We start from the raw sequence: 21,968 nt of genomic DNA on the forward strand, positions 1-21,968 counted from the left end.
CCCATAGGCTGTGCCAAAGCCGGCGGCATAGTCGTGGCACAAAGGGGAAGAAGCAGCCGATGGTGGACCAACCGCCGCCCTGCTTCTGAGAAAGCTGGAGTGTCTCCATGTCAGTGGTTCTTGAAAAGCAGGAAGCGGCGGCGGATCAGCGCTCGCGCCGCTCCGGTGGACGCGAAGCGCGCCGAGCCATGCGGGCCGCGCCGCTCGCCGACGACATCAGGCCGGTGCGCGCCGGCCTCGAGGGCGGCAGCTACGGGCCGTTGCGCGGGAACGACCAGGAACGCATCCACGAGGCGGTGCTGACGCTGCTGGAGACGGTCGGCTTCGCCAATGCGATCCCTTCCTGCATCGAGGCACTGACCAGGGTCGGCGCCACCCATGGCGATGATGGCCGCATCCGCTTCCCGCGCGCGCTGGTGCTCGACACCATCAAGAAGGCAGCGCGCAACTTCACCTTGCACGGCCAGGACCCGAAACACGACATGGTGATCCAGGGCAAGCGCGTGCACTACGGCACGGCGGGTGCCGCCGTGCATCTGGTCGATGTCGAGAAGCGCGAATATCGCGAGTCGCTGCTGCAGGACATCTATGACGCGGCCCGCATCGTCGACGGGCTCGACAACATCCATTTCTTCCAGCGGCCGATGGTGCCTCGCGACATTCCCGATCCGCTCGAAATGGACTTCAACACGCTCTATGCCTGCGTGATGGGCACGTCCAAGCATGTCGGCACCTCGTTCACGGTGCGCGAGAACGTGCAGCCGGCACTGGAGATGCTCTATGCCATTGCCGGCGGCGAGGAGAATTTCCGCGCCCGGCCTTTCGTTTCGAACTCCAACTGCTTCGTCGTGCCGCCGATGAAGTTCGCCGAGGACGCCTGCGGCGTGCTCGAGGCCTGTGTCGAGGGCGGCATCCCGATCCTGCTGCTGTCGGCCGGCCAGGCCGGCGCGACCGCTCCGGCGGCGATTGCCGGCGCGGTGGTGCAGGCGGTGGCCGAAGTGCTGGCCGGCCTGGTCTATGTCAACGCCATCAAGCCGGGACATCCGGCGATCTTCGGCACCTGGCCGTTCGTGTCGGATCTCAGGACCGGCGCCATGTCGGGCGGCTCGGCCGAGCAGGCGGTGCTGACAGCTGCCTGCGCGCAGATGGCGCAGTTCTACGATTTGCCCGGCGGCTCGGCCGCCGGCATGACGGATTCGAAACTGCCCGACATCCAGTCAGGCTATGAAAAAGGCATCACCGACGTGATGGCCGGTCTTGCCGGGCTCAACCTGGTCTATGAATCGGCCGGCATGCATGCCTCGCTGCTCGGCTTCTGCCTGGAAAGCCTGATCATCGACAATGACATGCTCGGACATTGCCTGCGCTGCGTCCGCGGCATCGAGGTGACCGATGAAGCGCTGTCGATCGACACCATCGCCGAAGTCTGCCTGAAGGGACCGGGCCACTATCTCGGCAACGAGCAGACGCTGCGGCTGATGCAGACCGAGTATTTCTATCCGGCCGTCGGCGACCGGTTTTCGCCGAAGGAATGGAACGAAAAAGGCCGGCCCGACATATTGCAGCGCGCGATCATCGAGAAGAAGCGCGTCCTTGCCGAACGTTTCCCGCGCCATGTGCCGAAACTGCTGGACGACAGGCTGCGCGCGCGCTTCGGCGACATGATCAAGCTGCCGCGCGCCAATATGGGCGGCTGAGTCAAAGCAGTCAGTCGGCGCCCAGGCCGTAGCGTTCGACCACTTCGGCGTTGATCAGCTTGGCATGCAGCGTCATCAACACGATCTGGGCGTCGAAACTGTCGCCGGCCTCGACCGCGTGCTCGATACGGCGCTCCACGTCCTGCCGCTGCCGCAGGCCGTGGGAGCGTTCGAACGCCTCGGGTCCGGCAATGCAATAGCTGAACAGCCGCGCCACGTCCGGGTAGGCCTGTGGCGGCGGCTCGTCGGACCAGCGATCCTTCATCAGATTGACGAGGGTGAGTTTCACGCCCTCCGGCACAAGGGCGGGATGAAGATCAGCGTCGCGCAATGCCGTATCAAGCTGCCTCAGATCGCCCGATCGTCCGAACATGCCGAGGAAGCCAAGGGAAGAGCGTCGCTGCGCCATGATGTTCCAATCCGTTTCCAACCACTTAAGTGGTCGGCGAGCGGAATACAAAGGCAGACGTATATCTAAGCACGTCGCGTTGAAACGGGTTCATGTGACACGCCTCAGGTCCTTGTTCTCATGCATGTCGTTCTCCCAAAACCAAGGTCACTTTTGGGCGACATGCATTAGCCGCTCGCCGCCAGCAGCAGGACACCGGCAAGGGCCGATCCGGCGAGTGTCGGCAGCATGCCGATCTTGAGCTTCAGGATGGCGATCATCGCGGCACAGGAAAGCAGCGCCGCACGCCAGTCGATCGACGAAAGCACCGGCACATTCATGCCGAGGCCCGTCGCGTGAACCTCACGGAAAACGACGTGCAAGGCAAACCACAAGGCGAGATTCATGATGACGCCGACAACAGCGGCGGTGATCGCGCCGAGCGCCGCCGACAAGGCCCTGTTGCCCCGCAGCGCCTCGATATAGGGCGCGCCAAGAAATATCCAGAAGAAACACGGCGTAAAGGTCACCCACAGGGTCAGCAGCGCTCCGAGCGATCCGCCAAGCAATGGATTCAGCGACCCGGCGTGACGGAACGCGGCGATGAAGCCGACAAACTGCAGCACCAGGATGAGTGGCCCAGGCGTGGTTTCGGCAAGCCCAAGCCCATCGACCATTTCACCGGGCGCGAGCCAGCCAAAGGACTGGACGGCCGCCTGCGCGACATAGGCCAGCACCGCATAGGCGCCACCGAAGGTGACGACCGCCATCAGGCTGAAGAACCGGCCGATCTCGGTCCACACGCTGGCAGAGCCAGTGAACCACCAGATCAGGAGAACAGGTCCGAGCCAGATCGGCAGCCAGATCGCGACAGTACGTGGCGCATGCCATCTGGTCGGTTTGACATGGGTCAGTTCGCCGCGTTCGAACATCAAGTCGACGGCGCCCTTAACGTCGGGACCGTCATCCTTGCCGTGCGCCGAACCGGAGAAGAGACCAGGAGAGAGGCGGTCTCCCAGCCATCCTGTCAGACCCGCGAGCAGGATAATCAGCGGGAACGGCACATTCAAAGCGTATATGGCGATGAAAGCTGCGACCGCGATCGACACCATGGCCCGGTTTTTCAGGGCGCGCTGTCCGATGCGGATCACCGCCTCGATGACGATGGCAAGCACGGTCGCCTTCACCCCGAGGAAAAGCGCCTCGACGAGCGGCATGTCGCCATAGATCACATAGAGGCTGCTCAAGATCAGCATGACGAGCGCGCCGGGCACGACGAACAGGATGCCGGCGACAAGGCCGCCGATCGTCCTGTGCAGCAGCCAGCCGATATAGATGGCGAGTTGCTGGGCTTCCGGGCCAGGCAAGAGCATGCAGTAGTTCAGCGCATGCAGGAAACGCTGTTCGCCGATCCAGCGCCGCTCCTCGACCAGTTCCCTGTGCATCAGGGCGATCTGCCCGGCCGGTCCGCCGAAGCTGAGCAGTCCGATCTTCGCCCAGAGCTTCACGGCTTCGGCAAAGGTCGGCACGGCCGGCGCCTCGACGTTCCCCGACCTGTGTGCAGGCGCAACGGCGCTCATGACGGTTTACCCGCGCTGGGCCAGTTGTGGGTTTCCTCGGTGGCGTCGCGGCCCCAGCGGAAGAACGCATCGTAGAGCAGCATGCCTGCTTCCAGTTGCTCCAGATCGTCGCGAAACATCCGCGACAGGCCAAGCGAGGCAGCCAGAAAGCCGGCGGCCTGGGGCACCAGATCGAGGTTTGCGGTATCGGCAGCGCGCACAATCACGGCAAGGCGATCGAGTGCGGCGGATTCCAGCCCGAATTCCTCGATCATCGTATCGAAGGTGCAGCGTTCGCCACGATGGCTCCAGAACACGTTGTCGATGTCGAACGGCTCGGCCTGAAAGCGGTCGGCCACGGCAGGCACTTCGGCCGCCTCGACGAACAGGAAGACCGCGCGAGGATCGATGAAACGCCGGATCAGCCAGGGGCAGGCAATGCGGTCGACCTTGGGGCGCGCGCGCGTCACCCACACCGTGCGGCCCTTTTCATCGCGCGGCGGCAATTTGTCGGTGCGGACCAGAAGCCCGTCCGCATCGCCCCAGGCTTCGAAACCGCCTTCGAGAGTTTCGGCGGGAATCCCCTCCTGGCGCAGCCACGCGGCTACACCTTGCGAGAGTTTGCGGCCTTTCTGGCAGACCACCACCACGGGCTTGCCGGCGAAGTCGGGCGCCCAGGTCAAAACGGTTTTGAAATCGCGACGGACCGAGGCCGGCAGCAGGCGCGGATCGGCGTCGAAATCCTCATCAATGCGGACATCGATGATTGCAGGCGCACCCGGCAGGCCGACCAGACGGGATAGTTGCGATACGGTGATAGCGGTTGTTGACGGCATGGCGTCCACCTCCTGATAGAGAAGCCTGGACGCGAACGTTGGGCTGACGCCTCACGGGGTCGTCGCGATACACCCCTTGTTATGATCGTGGATTTGTTGGGCGCGCTTGTCAAGGATCGTGACCGGTCTCGAACGGCGGCCAGGACGCACAATGCCCAAACGAAAGCACGGCCGGCGGCCTGATTGATCAAGCCGCCAGCCGTCGATCCGATGTCAGTGGGTATCCCCGGAGCAATCAATGATTGTCCCTGGGAACGCCGCTGGTGTGGGCGACGTCCAGGTATTTCACGGCCGGCTTCAGCACCATCCCTTCCGAGAACTGGTCGACCATGCCGCGCTGGATCTCCTGCCACGGCGTCTGGTGCTTGGGGTAGTGGTAGCCGCCATTGCTCTCCAGCTCGGCGCGCCGCCTGGCAAGCTCTTCATCGCTGATCAGCATGTTGGCGGTGGCTTTGCGCAAGTCGATGCGCACACGGTCGCCGGTCTTGAGCAGCGCCAGTCCGCCGCCGATAGCGGCTTCCGGCGAGGCGTTGAGGATCGATGGCGAGCCCGACGTGCCCGACTGGCGGCCGTCACCGATGCAGGCCAGCGAGTGGATACCCTTCTTGATGAGGTAAGCCGGCGGCTGCATGTTGACGACCTCGGCGCCGCCGGGATAGCCGACCGGGCCGGCGCCGCGCATGAACAGGATGGAGTGCTCATCGATGCCTTGCGCCGGATCGTCGATGCGGGCGTGGTAGTCCTCCGGACCGTCGAAGACCATGGCGTTGCCCTCGAAGGCTTCCGGATCGTTCGGATTGGACAGATAGCGCTCGCGGAATTCCGGCGAGATGCCGCTCATCTTCATGATCGCGGAATCGAACAGATTGCCCTTGAAGTTGATGAAGCCGGCATTGGTCTTGAGCGGTTTGTCGACACTGTGGATGACGTCGGCGTTTTCGTTTGCGACACCCTTGCAATTATCGCCGATGGATTTGCCGTTGACGGTCACGGCTTCAGGATAGGGCAGCAGCCCGGCCTTCATCAGTTCGGCAACCACGGCTGGCACGCCGCCGGCATGATGATAGTCCTCGCCCAGATATTCGCCGGACGGCTGCAGATTGACGATGAGCGGCACCTTGAGGCCGATCTTCTGCCAGTCGTCATTGTCGAGCGGCACGCCGAGATGGCGGGCGATGGCATTGAGATGGATCGGTGCGTTGGTCGAGCCGCCGATCGCCGAATTGACGACGATGGCGTTCTCGAAGGCCTTGCGCGTCATGATATCGGACGGCTTCAAATCCTCATGCACCATGTCGACGATGCGCTTTCCCGTCTCGTAGGCGATCTGGCCGCGCTCACGGTATGGCGCCGGGATGGCGGCCGAGCCCGGCAGTTGCATGCCGAGCGCCTCGGCCAGCGAATTCATCGTGGTGGCGGTGCCCATGGTGTTGCAATAGCCGGTGGAGGGCGCCGAGGAGGCAACGATGTCCATGAACTCGTCATAATTGATCTCGCCGGCCGACAGGCGCTGGCGCGATTCCCAGACGATGGTGCCGGATCCGGTGCGCTTGCCCTTGTGCCAGCCGTTGAGCATCGGGCCGACAGACAGCGCGATGGCCGGGATATTGACGGTGGCCGCCGCCATAAGCAGCGCCGGCGTGGTCTTGTCGCAGCCGATGGTGAGCACAACGCCATCGAGCGGATAGCCGTAGAGCACCTCGACCAGGCTGAGATAGGCAAGGTTGCGATCAAGGGCCGCGGTCGGGCGCTTGCCGGTCTCCTGGATCGGATGGCAGGGGAACTCGAAGGGGATGCCGCCCATCGAGACGATACCTTCGCGCACGCGCTTGGCGAGCTCGATATGGTGCCGGTTGCAAGGCGACAGATCAGAGCCGGTCTGGGCAATGCCGATCAGCGGCTTGCCCGACATCAGTTCGGCGCGGGTCAGCCCGTAATTCAGGTAACGCTCCAGATAGAGCGCCGTCATTCCCGGATTGTCGGGGTTGTCGAACCACTCCTGCGAGCGAAATTTCTTCTTTCCTGTGGGGGCGCCAGCCATCATGGTCTCCGTATTTGTATGACAAATCGATATGACAACGCGCGGATGCAGGCAAGGGGCACGCGCGATCTGAATCCGGACTTTGGTGCGATAGACATGTATCGGGCCGCGCGCTAGGACCAATCGACATCAGTTGCACGGGAGGTCTTGATGGCTTTGGTGATCGAAGGCGAGGAACGCATCGCGGCGCCCGTCCAGAAGGTATGGGAAGCTCTGAACGATCCGGCGGTGCTTAAGGAGAGCATTCCCGGTTGCCAGAGCCTGGAGAAGACGTCGGACACCGAGATGGCGGCGACGGTCGTGCTGAAGATCGGACCGATCAAGGCGACCTTCAATGGCGAGGTGACGCTGAAGAACCTCAAGCCGCCGCATTCCTACACGATCCAGGGCGAAGGCAAGGGCGGCATCGCCGGTTTCGCCAAGGGCGGCGCCGACGTGACGCTGACGGCGGATGGGCCGAATGCCACGGTGCTCAAATATGCCGCCAAGGCCGAAGTCGGCGGCAAGATCGCCCAGCTCGGCAGCCGGCTGATCGAGTCGACGTCGAAAAAACTGGCCGGGCAGTTCTTTTCGACATTTGGCGAGAAGGTCGGCGGCTGACCCTCTTCCCGGGAGGTCACTCGAAGACGATGCTCGGCACCGCCGCTTCGGCCGCGCCGCGTTCTTCATTGACCCTGTCCCAGACCTTGGTGGCGATGTCGCGGTAGGTTTTCGCCGCTGCGCCGTCGGGCTTCGAGACGACCACCGGCGCACCGGCATCCGAGCTTTCGCGGATGCCCATTTCCAGCGGCACTTCGCCGAGGAAGGTGACGCCGAGGCGTTCGGCTTCGCGGCGCGCGCCGCCATGGCCGAAAATGTCGTAGCGCTTGCCGGTGTCAGGGGCGATGAAATAGCTCATGTTCTCGACGATGCCGAGCAGCGGCACGTCGACCTTCTTGAACATGTTCAGCCCCTTGCGGGCATCGATGAGGGCCAGGTCCTGTGGCGTCGAGACGATGACGGCGCCGGCCAGCGGCACCTGCTGCGCCATGGTCAATTGCGCATCGCCGGTGCCGGGCGGCATGTCGACGACGAGCACGTCGAGCCTGCCCCATTCGACCTCGCGCAACATCTGTGTCAGTGCCGACATCACCATCGGCCCGCGCCAGATCATCGGCGTTTCCTCATCGACGAGGAAGCCCATCGACATCACCTTGAGGCCGTAATTCTCCATCGGCTTCAGGATCTTGCCGTCAACCGTCTGCGGGCGGCCATGGATGTCGAGCAGCTTGGGCATGGACGGGCCGTAGATGTCCGCATCGAGCACGCCGACCCGCAAGCCATTGGCGGCAAGGCCAAGCGCCAGGTTGACGGCGGTGGTCGACTTGCCGACGCCGCCCTTGCCCGAGGCAACCGCGATGATTGCCTCGATGCCGGGCACGCCGCGCTTGCCCTGGCTGTGCGAAGCGGGGGCATGCGGAACGGAACGCGGTGCGGCGGGCGAAGCCGGCGGGGCCGGCCTGGACGCGGGACGAGCCGGAACCGGTGCCTCCATGCCGCCGCCCTTCTTTTCCGCCGTCAACGCGACAACGGCCCCGGCAACACCTGGAATTGCCTTGACGACACGTTCGGCGGCGGCGCGCAGCGGCTCCATCTCCTGCGCCCTGGCGGCTGGAACAGTGATCGAGAAGAACACTTTCGAATCGGCGATGAAAATCTCGGAAACCATGCCGAGGTCGACAATGTTGCCGGTGAAATCCGGCCCATTGACCGTCTTCAGACGCTCGGTGACGATTTCCTTGGTAACGGACATGATTTTATCCTGGCGTTGGGCTGCCGCTCAGATAGTGCAGATTGAAGCCGACTCCAAGCGCCACGATGCCCGCGGTCAACCCGCCAGGTCGACGGCGAGATAAGTAAGAGCCGAAATCGCCGCCGTCGCCGGCAAGGTGATGATCCAGGCGATGACGATGTTGCCGGCGATGCCCCAGCGCACCGCCGAGACGCGGCGGGCAGCGCCGACGCCGATGATGGCACCGGTGATCGTGTGCGTGGTCGATACGGGAACGCCGAGCCAGGTGGCGGCGAACAGCGTGATGGCGCCGCCGGTTTCGGCGCAGAAGCCCTGCATCGGATTGAGCCGGGTGATCTTCGAACCCATTGTGTGGACGATCCGCCAGCCGCCGAACAGCGTGCCGAGCGCCAGCGCCGACTGACAGGTGAGGACGACCCAGAGCGGCACGTAGAATTTCTCGCCGAGCATGCCTTGCGAATAGAGCAGCACGGCGATGATGCCCATGGTCTTCTGCGCATCGTTGCCGCCATGCCCGAGCGAATAGAGCGAGGCGGAAAAGAACTGCAGGACGCGAAAGGTGCTGTCGACGGCGAACGGCGTCTGGCGCAGGAACAGCCACGAAACCACCAGGATCAGGACAAGCGCCAGGATAAAACCGGTCGCCGGCGAGAGCACGATCGCGGCGACCGTCTTGCCAAGTCCCGACCAGACAATGGCACCGATGCCTGCCTTGGCGACGCCGGCGCCGACCAGCCCGCCGATCAGCGCGTGCGAGCTGCTCGAAGGGATGCCGGCAATCCAGGTGACGATGTTCCAGACAATGGCCCCGACGAGAGCCGAGAAGATCACCGCCGGCGTGACGATGCTGACGTCGACGATGCCTTTCCCCACGGTTTCGGCGACATGCAGGCCGAAGAACATGAAGGCGATGAAATTGAAGAAGGCTGCCCACAGCACTGCATATTGCGGCCTGAGCACGCGTGTGGAGACGATGGTGGCGATGGAATTGGCCGCATCGTGCAGGCCGTTGAGAAAATCAAAGAACAGCGCGACGGCGACAAGGCCGGCCAGCAGGGGGAAGGCGATCGCGGCGTCCATCGCCTAGACGTTCTCGATGACGATGCCGCTGATCTCGTTGGCGACGTCCTCGAAGCGATCGACCACCTTCTCCAGCTGACCATAGATTTCCGACCCGATCAGGTAGGCCATCGCGTCACCGCGGCCGTGGCGCCTGAACAGATCCTTCAGGCCCTGCTCATGCAAATCGTCGGCCCGGCCCTCGGCGCGCATGACTTCCTCGGCGATGGCGTTGAGGCGCGCGCTGTTGGCGCCGACCTTGGCGAGCAGCGGGATCGCCTCCGCGACCAGCCGCGCGGCGTCGACGATGACGGCGCCCATTTCCTGCATCAGCGGATCGAACTCCCGCTTCTCGAACAGTCTTACCGTCTTGACGGTCTTGTGCATCATGTCGATGGCATCATCCATCGACTGGATCAGATCCTTGATGTCGCCGCGATCGAAAGGGGTGATGAAGGAGCGTCGCACGGCCAGCAGGACTTCGGCGGTGACGTGATCGGCCTCGTCCTCGAGATCGACGATCTTCTGGCACCAGCGATCGATGTCCTTGCCCTGGAGAAGCTGCTGCAGCGCCTCCGCGCCGCCGACCACCGTGCGGGAATGCCGCTCGAACAGGTCGAAGAAACGATCTTCGCGTGGCAGCAGCTTGCGGAACCAGCCCAGCATGTCAGTCTCCCATCGCGTCCGGTCCACGACCGTTTCATTGACATAGCGCCGCGCGATGCCGCGGGAAACAGTAAGCCGGCTGAAAGATGTGGATGCGGAACGATTGCGCATATCGCTTGCGGCAAAGGACAATTTCCCCGAGCCTGTGCGTGACGACCGGAAGGATGGCATGATCGACAAACTCGAATTCTTCATCGCGCTGGCCAAGGAAGAACATTTCGGCCGGGCGGCGGAAGCGTGTGGCGTCACCCAGCCGACCTTGTCGGCCGGCATCAAACAGCTGGAGGGGCAGCTCGGTGTCATGCTGGTCAATCGCGGGTCGCGTTTCCAGGGGCTGACGCCGGAGGGCAAGCAGGTGCTGGTCTGGGCGCGCCGCATCGTCGGCGATTCGAGGACCATGCGCGAGGAGATGCGGGCCGCGCGCCACGGCCTTTCCGGCCGCATCCGCATTGCCGCCATTCCGACCGCGCTCGCCATGGTGGCGCGGCTGACGACGCCGTTTCGCGAAAAGCACCCGGGCGTCACCTTCTCGGTGCTGTCGCGCACTTCGATCGAGGTGCTGTCGTTGCTCGGCAATTTCGACATCGACGCCGGCATCACCTATCTCGACAACGAGCCGCTCGGACGGGTGACCAGCGTGCCGCTCTACGACGAGCGCTATCAATTGATCACAGCCATCGGCAACCCTTATTCGGATCGCGACAAAGTGTCATGGGCCGAGATCAGCCAGTTGCCGCTGTGCCTCCTGACGCCCGACATGCAGAACCGCCGCCTCATCGACCAGCATCTGGCCGAGGCCGGCGTGCAGGTGCGGCCGACGCTCGAATCCAATTCGATGATTGTGCTGTTCTCGCATATCCGAACCGGCAAATGGTCGTCGATCATGCCGCTCAACCTCGCGGAAACATTCGGCTTTTCGGAGCCGATCCGGGCCATTCCGATCGTCGAGCCGGATGCCAGCCACACGGTCGGCCTGGTGGCCGCGCCGCGCGAACCGCACACGCCGCTGGTGCAGGCGCTGCTGGACGAGGCGATGGCGCTGGCAGACGATTTCCGCGCCCATCGCTAGGTTAGAGACAGGAGGCTGAACGTGATTGATAGAAGATTTCTATCAAGCGACGGATCAGCTTTATTGATTTCGCGGGTTTCCTCTGTTTTTGTAACGACTTAGCGCTAGAACGCTACCGACCAGGGAGGGCGCTGCATGACGATGCAGCCTGCAAGTACCGAGATCGTATCGCGCACGGCCGCGATTATCCATGAGCTGAAAGGCCTCGAAGGTCCGCTGCTGCCGATCCTCCACGGCATCCAGGAAGAGTTCGGGCATGTGCCGCAGGACGCCGTGCCCGTCATCGCCGATGAACTGAACCTGTCCAGGGCCGAGGTGCATGGCGTCGTGACCTTCTATCATGACTTCCGTGCGCGGCCGGCCGGCCGCCACGTGCTCAAGCTGTGCCAGGCGGAAGCCTGCCAGTCGATGGGTTCGGATGCGGTGGCCGCCAGGGTCAAGCAGCTGCTCGGCATCGATTTCCACGAGACCACCCGCGATGGATCGGTCACGCTTGAGCCGGTCTATTGCCTCGGGCTTTGCGCCTGTTCGCCGTCGGCGATGCTGGACGGCGAGGTGATCGGGCGGCTCGATGACGACAAGATCGACGAGATCGTTGCCGAGGTGCGCTCATGATCCCCCGCATCTACATTCCCGGCGATTCCGGCGCGCTGGCGCTCGGCGCGGAAAAGGTCGCCAAGACCATTCGCGCTGAACTCGCCGAGCGTGGCATCGAGGCCAAGATCGTGCGCAACGGGTCGCGCGGCGCCTATTTCCTCGAGCCCATGGTCGAGGTGGCGACCGCCAACGGCCGTGTCGCCTACGGGCCGGTCAAGCCGTCGGACGTCAAGAGCCTGTTCGATAGCGGCTTCCTCACCGGCGGCCATCACAAGCGCTGGCTGGGCGCGCCGGACAAGATTCCCTTCCTGGCCAAGCAGACCAGGCTGACCTTTGCGCGCTGCGGCATCAACGACCCGCTGTCGCTCGACGCCTACAAGTCGCTCGGCGGGCTGAAAGGCCTGCAGAACGCGGTGGCCATGGTGCCCGCAGATGTCGTCAAGCAGGTCACCGAGTCGGGTCTGCGCGGCCGGGGCGGCGCGGGTTTCCCGACCGGCATCAAATGGAAGACGGTGCTGGATACGGCGGGTGACCAAAAATACATCGTCTGCAACGCCGATGAAGGCGACAGCGCCACTTTCGCCGACCGCATGATCATGGAGGGCGATCCCTTCGTGCTGATCGAAGGCATGACGATCGCCGGTGTCGCGACCGGCGCGACCAAGGGTTTCGTCTATATCCGCTCGGAATATCCGCACGCGGTGGCGACGATGAACAAGGCCGTCGAGATCGCCCGCAAGGCCGGCGTGCTCGGCGTCAATGTGCTAGGTTCGCCCAACGCCTTCGACATGGAAATCCGCGTCGGCGCCGGCGCCTATGTCTGCGGCGAGGAAACCTCGCTGCTCAACAGCCTCGAAGGCAAGCGCGGCGTTGTGCGCGCCAAGCCGCCGCTGCCGGCGATCCAGGGCCTGTTCGGCAAGCCGACGGTGATCAACAATGTCATCTCGCTGGCTTCCGTTCCTATCATCATGGACAAGGGTGCGGCCTTCTACAAGGATTTCGGCATGGGCCGTTCGCGCGGCACGATCCCGATCCAGATCGCCGGCAACGTCAAGCATGGCGGCCTGTTCGAGACGGCCTTCGGCCTGACGCTGGGCGAGATCGTCGACGATATCGGCGGCGGCACCGCCACTGGCCGGCCGGTGAAGGCCGTGCAGGTCGGCGGCCCGCTCGGCGCCTATTTCCCGCGCTCGCTGTTCGACACCGCCTTCGACTATGAAGCCTTTGCCGCCAAGGACGGGCTGATCGGCCATGCCGGTATCACCGTGTTCGACGATACGGCCGACATGCTGAAGCAAGCGCGCTTCGCCATGGAGTTCTGCGCCATCGAAAGCTGCGGCAAGTGCACGCCCTGCCGCATCGGCTCGACGCGTGGGGTGGAGACCATCGACAGGCTCGCCGCCGGCATCGAGCCGGAAAAGAACCTCGCTCTGGTCACCGATCTCTGCAACACGATGAAGTTCGGATCGCTCTGCGCGCTGGGTGGTTTCACACCCTACCCGGTGATGAGCTCGATCACCCATTTCCCCGAGGATTTCAAGCCCGCGCCTGCGCGCGTGGCTGCTGAATAGGAGCTGGCAGATGAACATCAAGGCCGACTTCCCGATACTCATCGAGGAACTCGATTACGGGACCCCGGAATCGAAGTCGCAAAAGCAGGTCACGCTGATCGTGGACGGTCGCAGCATCAGCGTGCCGGAAGGCACCTCGATCATGCGGGCGGCGATGGAAGGCGGGGTTGAGATCCCGAAGCTCTGCGCCACCGACATGCTGGACTCGTTCGGCTCCTGCCGTGTCTGCCTGGTCGAGATCGAAGGGCGCGGCGGCACGCCGGCGTCCTGCACGACACCGGTCGGCGAAGGCATGGTGGTGCGCACGCAGTCCGACCGGCTCGACGCGATCCGCCGCGGCGTCATGGAACTCTATCTCTCCGACCATCCGACCGGATGGAACGAGAAGGCCGGAACCGGCGCCAGCGAATTCGACGCGGTGGCGAAGTCGGTCGGCCTGACAGAGAACCGCTACGGCATCGAGGGCCGCAACCACGTCAAGCAGGAAGATGGCGTGGCGCCCGGCCATGGTTCGCTGGCGGTCGACTACATCGCCCGCGACGAATCCAACCCCTATTTCACCTATGATCCGGCACAGTGCATCGTCTGCTCGCGCTGTGTGCGCGCCTGCGAGGAGGTTCAAGGCACCTTTGCCCTGACGATCGAGGGCCGCGGTTTCGAGTCGCGCATGGTTGCCGGCATGCATGAGGACTTCATCGCCTCCGAATGCGTGTCCTGCGGTGCCTGCGTGCAGGCCTGCCCGACCGACGCGCTGCGTGAGAAGACAGTGCTCGAGAAGGGCATGCCCGAGCGCTCGGCCGTAACCACCTGCGCCTATTGCGGCGTCGGCTGCTCGTTCAAGGCCGAGGTGAAGGGCGACGAAGTCATCCGCATGATGCCCTACAAGGATGGCAAGGCGAACCATGGCCATTCCTGCGTGAAGGGCCGTTTCGCCTACGGCTACGCCACCCACAAGGACCGCATCCTGTCGCCGATGATCCGGGAAAAGGTCAGCGACCCCTGGCGCGAAGTGAGCTGGGAAGAGGCGATCGCCCATACGGCCAAGGAATTCCGCCGGATCCAGTACCAGTATGGACGCACCGCGATCGGCGGTATCACCTCCTCGCGCTGCACGAACGAAGAGACCTATCTCGTGCAGAAGATGGTACGGCAGGGCTTCCGCAACAACAATGTCGACACCTGCGCGCGTGTCTGCCATTCGCCGACCGGCTATGGGCTCGGCCAGACCTATGGCACCTCGGCCGGAACGCAGGATTTCGATTCCGTCGAGTTCACCGACGTCGCCGTCATCATCGGCGCCAATCCGGCTTCCGCCCATCCGGTCTTCGCCTCGCGGCTGAAGAAACGCCTGCGCCAGGGTGCCAAGCTGATCGTGCTCGATCCGCGTCGCACCGAAATGGTGAAATCGGCACATATCGAAGCGGATTACCATCTGCCGCTGAAGCCCGGCACCAATGTCGCGGTGCTGACGGCGCTGGCGCATGTCATCGTCACCGAAGGCCTGTTCAACGAAGCCTTCATCCGCGAACGCTGCGACTGGACGGAGTTCCAGGACTGGGCGTCGTTCGTCGCCCTGCCGGAAAACAGCCCCGAGACCGTCGGCAAGTTTTCCGGCGTCGATCCCGAGCTGATCCGTGGCGCTGCCCGGCTCTACGCCAAAGGCGGCAATGGCGCGATCTATTACGGCCTCGGCGTCACCGAGCACAGCCAGGGCTCGACCACCGTCATGGCGATCGCCAACCTTGCGATGGCGACAGGCAATATCGGCCGCCCAGGCGTTGGGGTGAACCCGCTGCGCGGCCAGAACAACGTGCAGGGCTCGTGCGACATGGGCTCCTTCCCGCACGAACTGCCGGGCTATCGCCACATCTCCGGCGAAGCCGTGCGCGACATCTATGAAAGCCTGTGGGGGGTGAAGCTCGACGACGAGCCTGGCCTGCGCATCCCCAACATGCTGGATGCCGCCGTCGACGGCTCGTTCAAGGGCATCTACATCCAGGGTGAGGACATCCTGCAGTCCGATCCCGACACCAAGCATGTCGCCGCCGGCCTTGCCGCGATGGAATGCGTGGTCGTGCACGACTTGTTCCTCAATGAGACGGCGAACTACGCGCATGTCTTCCTGCCAGGCTCGACCTTCCTGGAGAAGGACGGAACCTTCACCAATGCCGAGCGCCGCATCAACATGGTGCGCAAGGTCCTGGAGCCGAAGGCACGCTACGCCGACTGGGAAGCAACGCAGGAGCTCGCCCGCGCGATCGGGCTCGACTGGAACTACCAGCACCCCTCCGAGATCATGGACGAGATCGCCAAGACGACGCCAAGCTTCGCCGGCGTCTCCTTCGAGTTGCTCGACCGTGTCGGGTCGGTGCAATGGCCCTGCAACGAGAAGGCTCCGCTCGGCACGCCGATCATGCATGTCGACGGCTTCGTGCGCGGCAAGGGCAAGTTCATCCGCACCGAATATGTGGCGACGGACGAGAGAACCGGGCCGCGCTTCCCGCTGCTTTTGACCACCGGCCGCATCCTCAGCCAGTACAATGTCGGCGCGCAGACGCGGCGCACCGACAACGTCATGTGGCACTCGGAAGACCGGCTGGAGATCCATCCGCACGATGCCGAGAACCGCGGCCTGCGCGATGGCGACTGGGTGCGGCTGACCAGCCGCTCCGGCGAAACGACGCTGCGCGCGCTGATCACCGACCGGGTGTCGCCGGGCGTGGTCTACACGACGTTCCACCATCCCGACACGCAGGCCAACGTCATCACCACCGATTTCTCCGACTGGGCGACCAACTGCCCCGAATACAAGGTGACGGCGGTGCAGGTCGGTGCCTCCAACGGGCCGTCGGAATGGCAACGCGAGTACGATGAACAGGCAAAGCACAGCCGCCGCATCGCCTCGCTGCAGGCGGCGGAGTAATCTTGGCCGCGCGCCGCAAAGCAACGACCGAGATATCGCGGCTGGCGCACCGCGCCAGTGGCACGGCTGCGGCCAACCGCATGGTGCCGGAGGAGACGCCGGTGGCATTCTCCTTCGCCGGCACCACGCATGCGGTGATGATGGCAAGCCCGGCCGACTTCGAGGATTTCGCGCTCGGCTTCTCGCTGACCGAAGGCATCATCGCTTCCCCTGAAGAGATCGAAGCGATCGAGGTCGAGGATCATGGAGCCGGCATCGACATCCAGATCCGGCTGAAGGACCAGGCCAACACACGCTTCGAGGCGCGGCGGCGCAGGCTGGCCGGGCCAGTCGGTTGCGGGCTCTGCGGCATTGAATCCATAGAGGAAGCGATGCGCTCCGTCGATGCGGTTGGTGCGTCAAAACTTACGCTTGGCGCCGACGATATCGTGCGCTCCGTCAAGCTGCTGTCGAAGGTGCAGCCGCTGCATCAGGAAACCGGAGCCGTGCATGCCGCCGGCTTCTATATCCCCGGCAAGGGCGTCGTCATGGCGCGCGAGGATGTCGGCCGCCACAATGCGCTGGACAAGCTGGCCGGCGCGCTGGCCAAGGCCGGCATCGACGGCGCATCGGGCGCTGTCGTGGTGACGTCACGCGTATCGGTCGAGATGGTGCAGAAGACGGCCGCGATCGGCTCGGCCTTCATCATCGCCGTATCGGCGCCGACGGCACTTGCCATCCGCACCGCCGATGAGGCCGGCATGACGCTGGTGGCGCTGGTGCGCGGCGACGATTTCGATGTTTTCACCCACCCTGACCGGGTGGTTTTGGGAGTTGCCCAGCATGTCGCATGACGAAGATCACATCACCAGCACCAGCGAGAAGCTGGTGCGCATGGCCAACCAGATCGCGGCCTTCTTCCATTCCAAGTCGCGCGAGGAAGGGATTGCCGGCGTCGCCGAGCACATCAACAAATTCTGGGAGCCCAGGATGCGGCGGCAGTTCTTCGAACTGCTGGACAGTGGCGAAGGCTTCGACGAACTCGTCGTGGCCGCATCCGCCAGGATCAAGCGCCCGATCTCGCCGGCCGAGGCCGATCTGAAGCTCGGACTGAAACCCTCCCCAGCCGATATTGCCGCCTCGCAGAAGTAGCCTCCGGACCGCACGGACTTATATTTCCTTTCGCTAAAGTTTGAGCTGCCGCTATCGATGCGGCTCTGCTATGTTTGACGATCAGAAATCGTCAGGCCGGGCGGAAGAACTCGTGAGGCCGATCGAGACCCGATATGCCCTCAGTGGCGAGGTGCGGATCGCCTATCAGGTGGTCGGCCAGGGATCACTTGATCTCGTTTTCGTGCCGGGCTTCATTTCCAATCTCGACCTGCATTGGGAAGACGAGGGCTATACAAGGCTCTTGAGGCGGCTGTCGGCATTCTCGCGGCTGATCCTGTTCGACAAGCGCGGCACGGGTCTTTCCGATCGTGTCGATGTCCATCACTTGCCCAGTCTCGAAATACGCATGGATGATGTACGCGCGGTGATGGACGCGGCCGGCAGCGGCCGGGCGGCACTGCTTGGCGCTTCCGAGGGCGCGCCGATGGCAATGCTGTTCGCCGCCACCTATCCGGAACGGACGCGGGCGCTGGCGCTCTATGGCGGCTATGCGCATTTCCACAAATGGGTGATGCCGCCCGAACGCCTCGATGCCTTCATCGCAACGGCCGAAACGGCCTGGGGCACCGGCGCCACCTTGCCCAGTTTCGCGCCGGGGCGGGTGGATGACACCCGTTTTTCAACCTGGTGGGCGCGCTTCGAGCGCTTGTCCGCGAGCCCGACAGCAGCGGCGGCACTGGCGCGGATGAACGCGGAGATCGACGTGCGCGGCGTGCTGGCGGCAATCAGCGCGCCAACGCTGCTGATCCATCGCCGCAACGATGCCCGGGTCGATCCCGACGCCAGCCGCTTCCTGGCCAGGAAGATCCCGAATGCGCGGCTGGCCGAAATCCCGGGACGCGACCATCCGATCTGGACCGGCGATGTCGACCGGGTGGCCGACCTGATCGAGGAATTCCTGACCGGCGGGTGCGCCGTGGCGGAAGCCGAACGCGTCCTGGCCGCGCTTCTGGTGACGCGCATCTACGACACGGCGCGGCTTGGCGACCGGATGTGGAGCGAGTGCCGTGAGCGTTTCCAGGAAACGTGGCGAGCGCTTGTCGGGCGCCATGGCGGGCGCTGCGTGGACATGCATGGTGAAACGATGATTTCGCGCTTCGATGGGCCGGGGCGCGCCTTGCGCTGTGCGGCGGCTTTGCGCGAGGCGGCGCAGCAGATCGGCGTGGCGAGCGCCCAGGGGGCGCATGTCGGCGAGATCGAGTTGCGCGGGCCACCGACCGGATTGACGGGCCGCGTGACGATGCACCTCGCCACGCATGCCGGGCGCGGCGACATATTGGCGTCGCGGCTGGTCGCCGACCTGGCCGCCGGCTCAGGGCTTCATTTCACCGACGCCGGCCGCATCGGCATCGACGAACTGGACGAACCGCTGGCGCTCGTCCTGGCGATGTCCGAACGGCATCTGGAACCGGCTTGCCGCCCCAAGGCCAGGGCGACCGAGCCGGCCTGCCTGACGGCGCGCGAGAGCGAGGTGGTGAATTTGATTGCCGACGGCAAGAGCAATGCCGCGATCGCGGCCGAGCTCAAGCTGAGCGAGCACACGGTCAAGCGCCACGTCGCCAACATATTGCTCAAACTCGACCTGCCATCGCGAGCCGCGGCGGCGGCATTTTCCGTCAGGCACACTGGCCCGGACGGGCCATGAGAGCCATGGCGCTTTCGGGCGAAGCGGGCATGCCGATGCAGGCGCTATCAATTTCCCCCATGCAGGCCAGGCGGATGCCGCCGGGAAGGCGCTGCGAACGGAGGATGAAATGCTCAAGTCAAAACTGAATGTCAGATCATTTGTGATCGCGGCAGGCATTGGCGCGCTGTCCGCGATCGCTCCAGCAAAGGCCGAGGATGCATCGGCGGCAGCCGCCTACAAGGACATCCAGGCGACGCTCGGCTCGGTGCCGGACATGTTCAAGACACTGCCTGACGTCGCGGTCGCCGGCGCCTGGGCCGAGATCAAGGGGGTGCAGCTCAACCCCAAGACCGCGCTCGACGGCAAGACCAAGGAGCTGATGGGCCTTGCGGTGGCCTCGCAGATCCCCTGCCAGTACTGCGTCTATTTCCACACCGAGGCGGCCAAGCTCAACGGCGCAAGCGACGAGGAGATCAAGGAAACGATCGCGATGGCGGCGATCGTTCGCCATTGGTCGACGATGCTCAATGGCAGCCAAGTCGATCTCGCCACTTTCAAGAAGCAGACCGACGACGTCTTCGCGGCCGTCAAGGCGAAGTCGCAGTGAAAGACGCTGCCCGTCGATAAGCGCCGGGCAGACTTGTGAATGTCAACCGCCCGATCGTGAGACGGGCCATGGAGGATAAAATGCTGACCAAGACCCAAGCCGTGGATGGCGCGGCCATCAAGAAGGCGATCGAAACCCGCGACGGCAAGATGCTGTCGAGCTTCTATGCCGATGACGCGCTGGTGCGGGTGATCGACCGTAACAACCCGCCAAGCAAACCGCGCGAAATCCGCGGGCGCGCGGCGATCACCACCTTCTGGGACGATATCTGCAGCCGGGCAATGACCCACAAGGTCGATACGACGATCGCCGACGGCAACAGCCTGGCCTTCACCCAGGCCTGCGCCTATCCGGACGGCACAAAAGTGTTCGCCGCGGCGATGCTGGAACTGAAGAACGGGCAGATCGCACGGCAGACGGTCGTGCAGGCCTGGGACGAGTGAGGCCGCCATGTTCAGCGCCAGATGGCAGATCGACGCCAAATTCGGCCACAAGCAGACCGTGCTCGAATTGCTGAAGAAATGGGAAAGCGAGATTGGCTCACAGGTCGGTCTCGCCGACCTCCAGTTCCAGATCATGACCGGCTCGATCGGCGCGCGGGAGGCGACGGTCGAATCCCATCACCAGGTCGAGAGCCTGGCCCAGCTGGAGGCGTTTTTCGCCAAGATCGGCAAGATCGACGCGCACGCCAAATGGGGCAAGGAGATGGAGCCCTATGTCGTGTCAGGCACCAGCCTGTGGAACATCTATCGAATTGTCGAGTAGCGGTCTTCTCACCGTTTGAGGGGAGAAGATGCAGACAGGCAGATGAGGGCGGAGCCAGCGTCTCTTTGTTTTGGCGCAATTTCAGACGGAAAACGGTTTCACACTTTTCCGGAAATTGCTTGAGCTTTGCGCCGCCCCTCATCCGGCCCTTCGGGCCACCCTTCTCCCCGCAAACGGGGAGAAGGGAAATGCTATCCGTGTGCCACCATCACATGGCGCACGGCGGTGTAGTCTTCCAGCGCATAGAGCGACATGTCCTTGCCGTAGCCGGACTGCTTGAGGCCGCCATGCGGCATCTCGTTGGTCAGCATGAAATGGGTGTTGATCCAGGTGCAGCCATATTGCAGGCGGGCGGCCGTCGCCATGGCGCGCGAGACATCCTTCGTCCACACCGATGACGCCAGGCCATAGTCGCTGTCATTGGCCCAGTTCACCGCCTCGTCGACTTCCGAGAACCGGGTGACCGAGACGACCGGGCCGAAGACCTCGCGACGCACGATCTCGTCTTCCTGCAGCGCGCCGGCGACGACGGTCGGCTGATAGTAGAAACCGCTGCCCTCGCCCGGCTTGCCGCCGGTGGTGATCTCGATGTGCTTCAGCTCCGAGGCGCGCTCGACGAAGCTCGACACGCGATCGCGCTGACGGCGCGAGATCAGCGGCCCGATCTCGTTCTCGGTATCGTCGGGCAAATTGTACTTGATGGTCGACACCGCCGCGGACAGATCGGCGACAAGCTTGTCGTAGATCTTCTTGCCGGCATAGATGCGGCAGGCGGCGGTGCAATCCTGGCCCGCATTGTAGTAGCCGAAGGCGCGCAGGCCATTGACCACGGCGCCAAGATCGGCGTCGTCGAAGACGATGACCGGCGCCTTGCCGCCGAGTTCGAGATGGGTGCGCTTGACCGATTTGGCGGCGGCCTGCAGCACCTTCTTGCCGGTGGCGACGTCTCCGGTGATCGAGATCATGTTGACCTTGGGATGGTTGATCAGCGTGTTGCCGACGCTGTCGCCACGGCCGAGCACGACATTGACGACACCTTCGGGCAGGATCTCGGCCAGGATCCTGGCGAGCTTCAGCGCCGTGAGCGGCGTCTGTTCGGAGGGCTTGAAGACGACCGTGTTGCCGCCGGCGATCGCCGGCGCCAGTTTCCAGGCCATCATCATCAGCGGGTAATTCCAGGGCGCGATGGAGGCGACAATGCCGATCGGGTCGCGCCGGACCATCGAGGTGTGGCCAGGCAGATATTCGCCGGCGACAACGCCCGGCATCGAACGCACCGCGCCGGCAAAGAAGCGGTAGCAGTCGACGATCGCCGGGATCTCGTCGTTGAGCACGGCATTGATCGGCTTGCCGCAGTTCAGCGCCTCGAGCGTGGCGAAGTCCTTGGCCTCGGCCTCGATGCGGTCTGCGATCTTCAGCAGATAGCCGGAGCGCTGCGCCGGCGTGGTGCGCGACCACAAGACGAACGCCTGTTCGGCGGCCCTGACAGCCGCCTCGATCTGCGCCTGACTGGCCTCTGGCAGGTTGAGAATGGTCGCCCCTGTCTTCGGATTGAGGATCGGCTCCTCGGTCTCGGCGCCCTTCTCGAATTTCGAGCCGATCAGCATCTGGGTGTCCAT

20 protein-coding genes are annotated in these 21,968 nt (G+C 63.9%); 12 read left to right on the forward strand and 8 right to left on the reverse strand.

Going from position 1 to position 21,968, the window contains the following annotated elements; translation table 11 throughout:
• The first annotated feature begins 107 nt into the window (after positions 1-107).
• Positions 108-1,697 (forward strand): trimethylamine methyltransferase family protein, encoded by a 1,590-nt coding sequence (locus EB231_RS00655; protein WP_172347149.1) that lies wholly within the window; start codon positions 108-110, stop codon positions 1,695-1,697.
• 10 nt (positions 1,698-1,707) lie between these two features.
• Here EB231_RS00655 and EB231_RS00660 read toward each other — a convergent pair whose 3' ends face one another.
• The 4 genes from EB231_RS00660 to EB231_RS00675 all read right to left on the reverse strand — a co-directional run bounded on the left by EB231_RS00660 (position 1,708) and on the right by EB231_RS00675 (position 6,521).
• On the reverse strand, positions 1,708-2,106 hold the full coding sequence (locus tag EB231_RS00660) for a hypothetical protein (RefSeq protein ID WP_172347150.1): 399 nt from the start codon (positions 2,104-2,106) through the stop codon (positions 1,708-1,710).
• A gap of 167 nt (positions 2,107-2,273) precedes the next feature.
• Positions 2,274-3,665, reverse strand: a complete 1,392-nt coding sequence (chrA, locus tag EB231_RS00665; protein WP_172347151.1) for a chromate efflux transporter — start codon at positions 3,663-3,665, stop codon at positions 2,274-2,276.
• Positions 3,662-4,480, reverse strand: a complete 819-nt coding sequence (locus tag EB231_RS00670) for a chromate resistance protein ChrB domain-containing protein (protein ID WP_172352768.1) — start codon at positions 4,478-4,480, stop codon at positions 3,662-3,664. Before EB231_RS00670 ends, chrA begins: the two co-directional genes overlap by 4 nt.
• Positions 4,481-4,715: 235 nt before the next feature.
• Positions 4,716-6,521: an IlvD/Edd family dehydratase gene (locus EB231_RS00675; protein ID WP_172347152.1), complete on the reverse strand. Its 1,806-nt coding sequence runs from the start codon at positions 6,519-6,521 to the stop codon at positions 4,716-4,718.
• 150 nt (positions 6,522-6,671) lie between these two features.
• Here EB231_RS00675 and EB231_RS00680 point away from each other — a divergent pair, with 150 nt between their 5' ends.
• Positions 6,672-7,121 carry an SRPBCC family protein gene (locus EB231_RS00680; RefSeq protein ID WP_172347153.1) on the forward strand — a complete coding sequence of 150 codons (450 nt, stop codon included), beginning with the start codon at positions 6,672-6,674 and terminating at the stop codon, positions 7,119-7,121.
• Positions 7,122-7,137: 16 nt separating this feature from the next.
• Here the strand turns inward: EB231_RS00680 and EB231_RS00685 are convergent, their stop codons facing one another.
• The 3 genes from EB231_RS00685 to EB231_RS00695 form a co-directional block, all read right to left on the reverse strand.
• Positions 7,138-8,313, reverse strand: coding sequence for an Mrp/NBP35 family ATP-binding protein (locus EB231_RS00685; RefSeq protein ID WP_172347154.1), 1,176 nt, complete (start codon positions 8,311-8,313; stop codon positions 7,138-7,140).
• 75 nt (positions 8,314-8,388) lie between these two features.
• On the reverse strand, positions 8,389-9,393 hold the full coding sequence (locus EB231_RS00690) for an inorganic phosphate transporter (protein WP_172347155.1): 1,005 nt from the start codon (positions 9,391-9,393) through the stop codon (positions 8,389-8,391).
• 3 nt (positions 9,394-9,396) lie between these two features.
• Complete coding sequence (locus EB231_RS00695) at positions 9,397-10,038, reverse strand: DUF47 domain-containing protein (RefSeq protein ID WP_172347156.1); 642 nt, start codon at positions 10,036-10,038, stop codon at positions 9,397-9,399.
• Positions 10,039-10,207: 169 nt separating this feature from the next.
• On the opposite strand from EB231_RS00695, the gene EB231_RS00700 reads away from it, so the two are divergent.
• The 10 genes from EB231_RS00700 (at position 10,208) to EB231_RS00745 (ending at position 20,349) form a co-directional block, all read left to right on the forward strand.
• Positions 10,208-11,107, forward strand: a complete 900-nt coding sequence (locus EB231_RS00700; protein WP_056569692.1) for a LysR family transcriptional regulator — start codon at positions 10,208-10,210, stop codon at positions 11,105-11,107.
• Between the two features lie 135 nt (positions 11,108-11,242).
• Complete coding sequence (locus tag EB231_RS00705; protein ID WP_056569689.1) at positions 11,243-11,722, forward strand: formate dehydrogenase subunit gamma; 480 nt, start codon at positions 11,243-11,245, stop codon at positions 11,720-11,722.
• A complete protein-coding gene (locus EB231_RS00710; RefSeq protein WP_172347157.1) occupies positions 11,719-13,275 on the forward strand; it encodes a formate dehydrogenase beta subunit in 1,557 nt (518 codons plus the stop codon). Before EB231_RS00705 ends, EB231_RS00710 begins: the two co-directional genes overlap by 4 nt.
• A 10-nt stretch (positions 13,276-13,285) precedes the next feature.
• Positions 13,286-16,198: a formate dehydrogenase subunit alpha gene (gene fdhF / locus EB231_RS00715; protein ID WP_172347158.1), complete on the forward strand. Its 2,913-nt coding sequence runs from the start codon at positions 13,286-13,288 to the stop codon at positions 16,196-16,198.
• A 2-nt stretch (positions 16,199-16,200) separates the two neighbouring features.
• On the forward strand, positions 16,201-17,031 hold the full coding sequence (fdhD, locus tag EB231_RS00720) for a formate dehydrogenase accessory sulfurtransferase FdhD (RefSeq protein ID WP_172347159.1): 831 nt from the start codon (positions 16,201-16,203) through the stop codon (positions 17,029-17,031).
• Positions 17,021-17,329: a formate dehydrogenase subunit delta gene (locus EB231_RS00725; protein ID WP_172347160.1), complete on the forward strand. Its 309-nt coding sequence runs from the start codon at positions 17,021-17,023 to the stop codon at positions 17,327-17,329. The genes fdhD and EB231_RS00725 overlap by 11 nt, the downstream gene beginning before the upstream one ends.
• A 112-nt stretch (positions 17,330-17,441) precedes the next feature.
• A complete protein-coding gene (locus EB231_RS00730) occupies positions 17,442-18,995 on the forward strand; it encodes an alpha/beta fold hydrolase (protein ID WP_172347161.1) in 1,554 nt (517 codons plus the stop codon).
• Positions 18,996-19,104: 109 nt separating this feature from the next.
• A complete protein-coding gene (locus tag EB231_RS00735; RefSeq protein WP_172347162.1) occupies positions 19,105-19,584 on the forward strand; it encodes a carboxymuconolactone decarboxylase family protein in 480 nt (159 codons plus the stop codon).
• An 80-nt stretch (positions 19,585-19,664) separates the two neighbouring features.
• Positions 19,665-20,027, forward strand: coding sequence for a nuclear transport factor 2 family protein (locus EB231_RS00740; RefSeq protein ID WP_056570412.1), 363 nt, complete (start codon positions 19,665-19,667; stop codon positions 20,025-20,027).
• Positions 20,028-20,034: 7 nt separating this feature from the next.
• The gene (locus EB231_RS00745) at positions 20,035-20,349 is read left to right on the forward strand and encodes a hypothetical protein (RefSeq protein WP_172347163.1); all 315 of its coding nucleotides are present in this window, start codon (positions 20,035-20,037) and stop codon (positions 20,347-20,349) included.
• Positions 20,350-20,540: 191 nt separating this feature from the next.
• Here EB231_RS00745 and EB231_RS00750 read toward each other — a convergent pair whose 3' ends face one another.
• Complete coding sequence (locus tag EB231_RS00750) at positions 20,541-21,968, reverse strand: gamma-aminobutyraldehyde dehydrogenase (RefSeq protein WP_172347164.1); 1,428 nt, start codon at positions 21,966-21,968, stop codon at positions 20,541-20,543.

Origin of the sequence: Mesorhizobium sp. NZP2298, assembly GCF_013170825.1 — a bacterium.
In the GTDB taxonomy this organism is placed as follows: domain Bacteria; phylum Pseudomonadota; class Alphaproteobacteria; order Rhizobiales; family Rhizobiaceae; genus Mesorhizobium.

Bases quoted from the DNA above. Each gene is read 5' to 3' on its own strand.
- EB231_RS00680 (WP_172347153.1), top strand. From the start codon at position 6,672: ATGGCTTTGGTGATCGAAGGCGAGGAACGCATCGCGGCGCCCGTCCAG.
- EB231_RS00710 (WP_172347157.1), top strand. From the start codon at position 11,719: ATGATCCCCCGCATCTACATTCCCGGCGATTCCGGCGCGCTGGCGCTC.
- EB231_RS00750 (WP_172347164.1), bottom strand. From the start codon at position 21,968: ATGGACACCCAGATGCTGATCGGCTCGAAATTCGAGAAGGGCGCCGAG.
- EB231_RS00690 (WP_172347155.1), bottom strand. From the start codon at position 9,393: ATGGACGCCGCGATCGCCTTCCCCCTGCTGGCCGGCCTTGTCGCCGTC.
- EB231_RS00670 (WP_172352768.1), bottom strand. From the start codon at position 4,480: ATGCCGTCAACAACCGCTATCACCGTATCGCAACTATCCCGTCTGGTC.
- fdhF (WP_172347158.1), top strand. From the start codon at position 13,286: ATGAACATCAAGGCCGACTTCCCGATACTCATCGAGGAACTCGATTAC.
- EB231_RS00740 (WP_056570412.1), top strand. From the start codon at position 19,665: ATGCTGACCAAGACCCAAGCCGTGGATGGCGCGGCCATCAAGAAGGCG.
- EB231_RS00705 (WP_056569689.1), top strand. From the start codon at position 11,243: ATGACGATGCAGCCTGCAAGTACCGAGATCGTATCGCGCACGGCCGCG.
- EB231_RS00685 (WP_172347154.1), bottom strand. From the start codon at position 8,313: ATGTCCGTTACCAAGGAAATCGTCACCGAGCGTCTGAAGACGGTCAAT.
- EB231_RS00725 (WP_172347160.1), top strand. From the start codon at position 17,021: ATGTCGCATGACGAAGATCACATCACCAGCACCAGCGAGAAGCTGGTG.
- EB231_RS00655 (WP_172347149.1), top strand. From the start codon at position 108: ATGTCAGTGGTTCTTGAAAAGCAGGAAGCGGCGGCGGATCAGCGCTCG.
- EB231_RS00700 (WP_056569692.1), top strand. From the start codon at position 10,208: ATGATCGACAAACTCGAATTCTTCATCGCGCTGGCCAAGGAAGAACAT.
- EB231_RS00735 (WP_172347162.1), top strand. From the start codon at position 19,105: ATGCTCAAGTCAAAACTGAATGTCAGATCATTTGTGATCGCGGCAGGC.
- EB231_RS00745 (WP_172347163.1), top strand. From the start codon at position 20,035: ATGTTCAGCGCCAGATGGCAGATCGACGCCAAATTCGGCCACAAGCAG.
- EB231_RS00675 (WP_172347152.1), bottom strand. From the start codon at position 6,521: ATGGCTGGCGCCCCCACAGGAAAGAAGAAATTTCGCTCGCAGGAGTGG.
- EB231_RS00695 (WP_172347156.1), bottom strand. From the start codon at position 10,038: ATGCTGGGCTGGTTCCGCAAGCTGCTGCCACGCGAAGATCGTTTCTTC.
- EB231_RS00660 (WP_172347150.1), bottom strand. From the start codon at position 2,106: ATGGCGCAGCGACGCTCTTCCCTTGGCTTCCTCGGCATGTTCGGACGA.
- chrA (WP_172347151.1), bottom strand. From the start codon at position 3,665: ATGAGCGCCGTTGCGCCTGCACACAGGTCGGGGAACGTCGAGGCGCCG.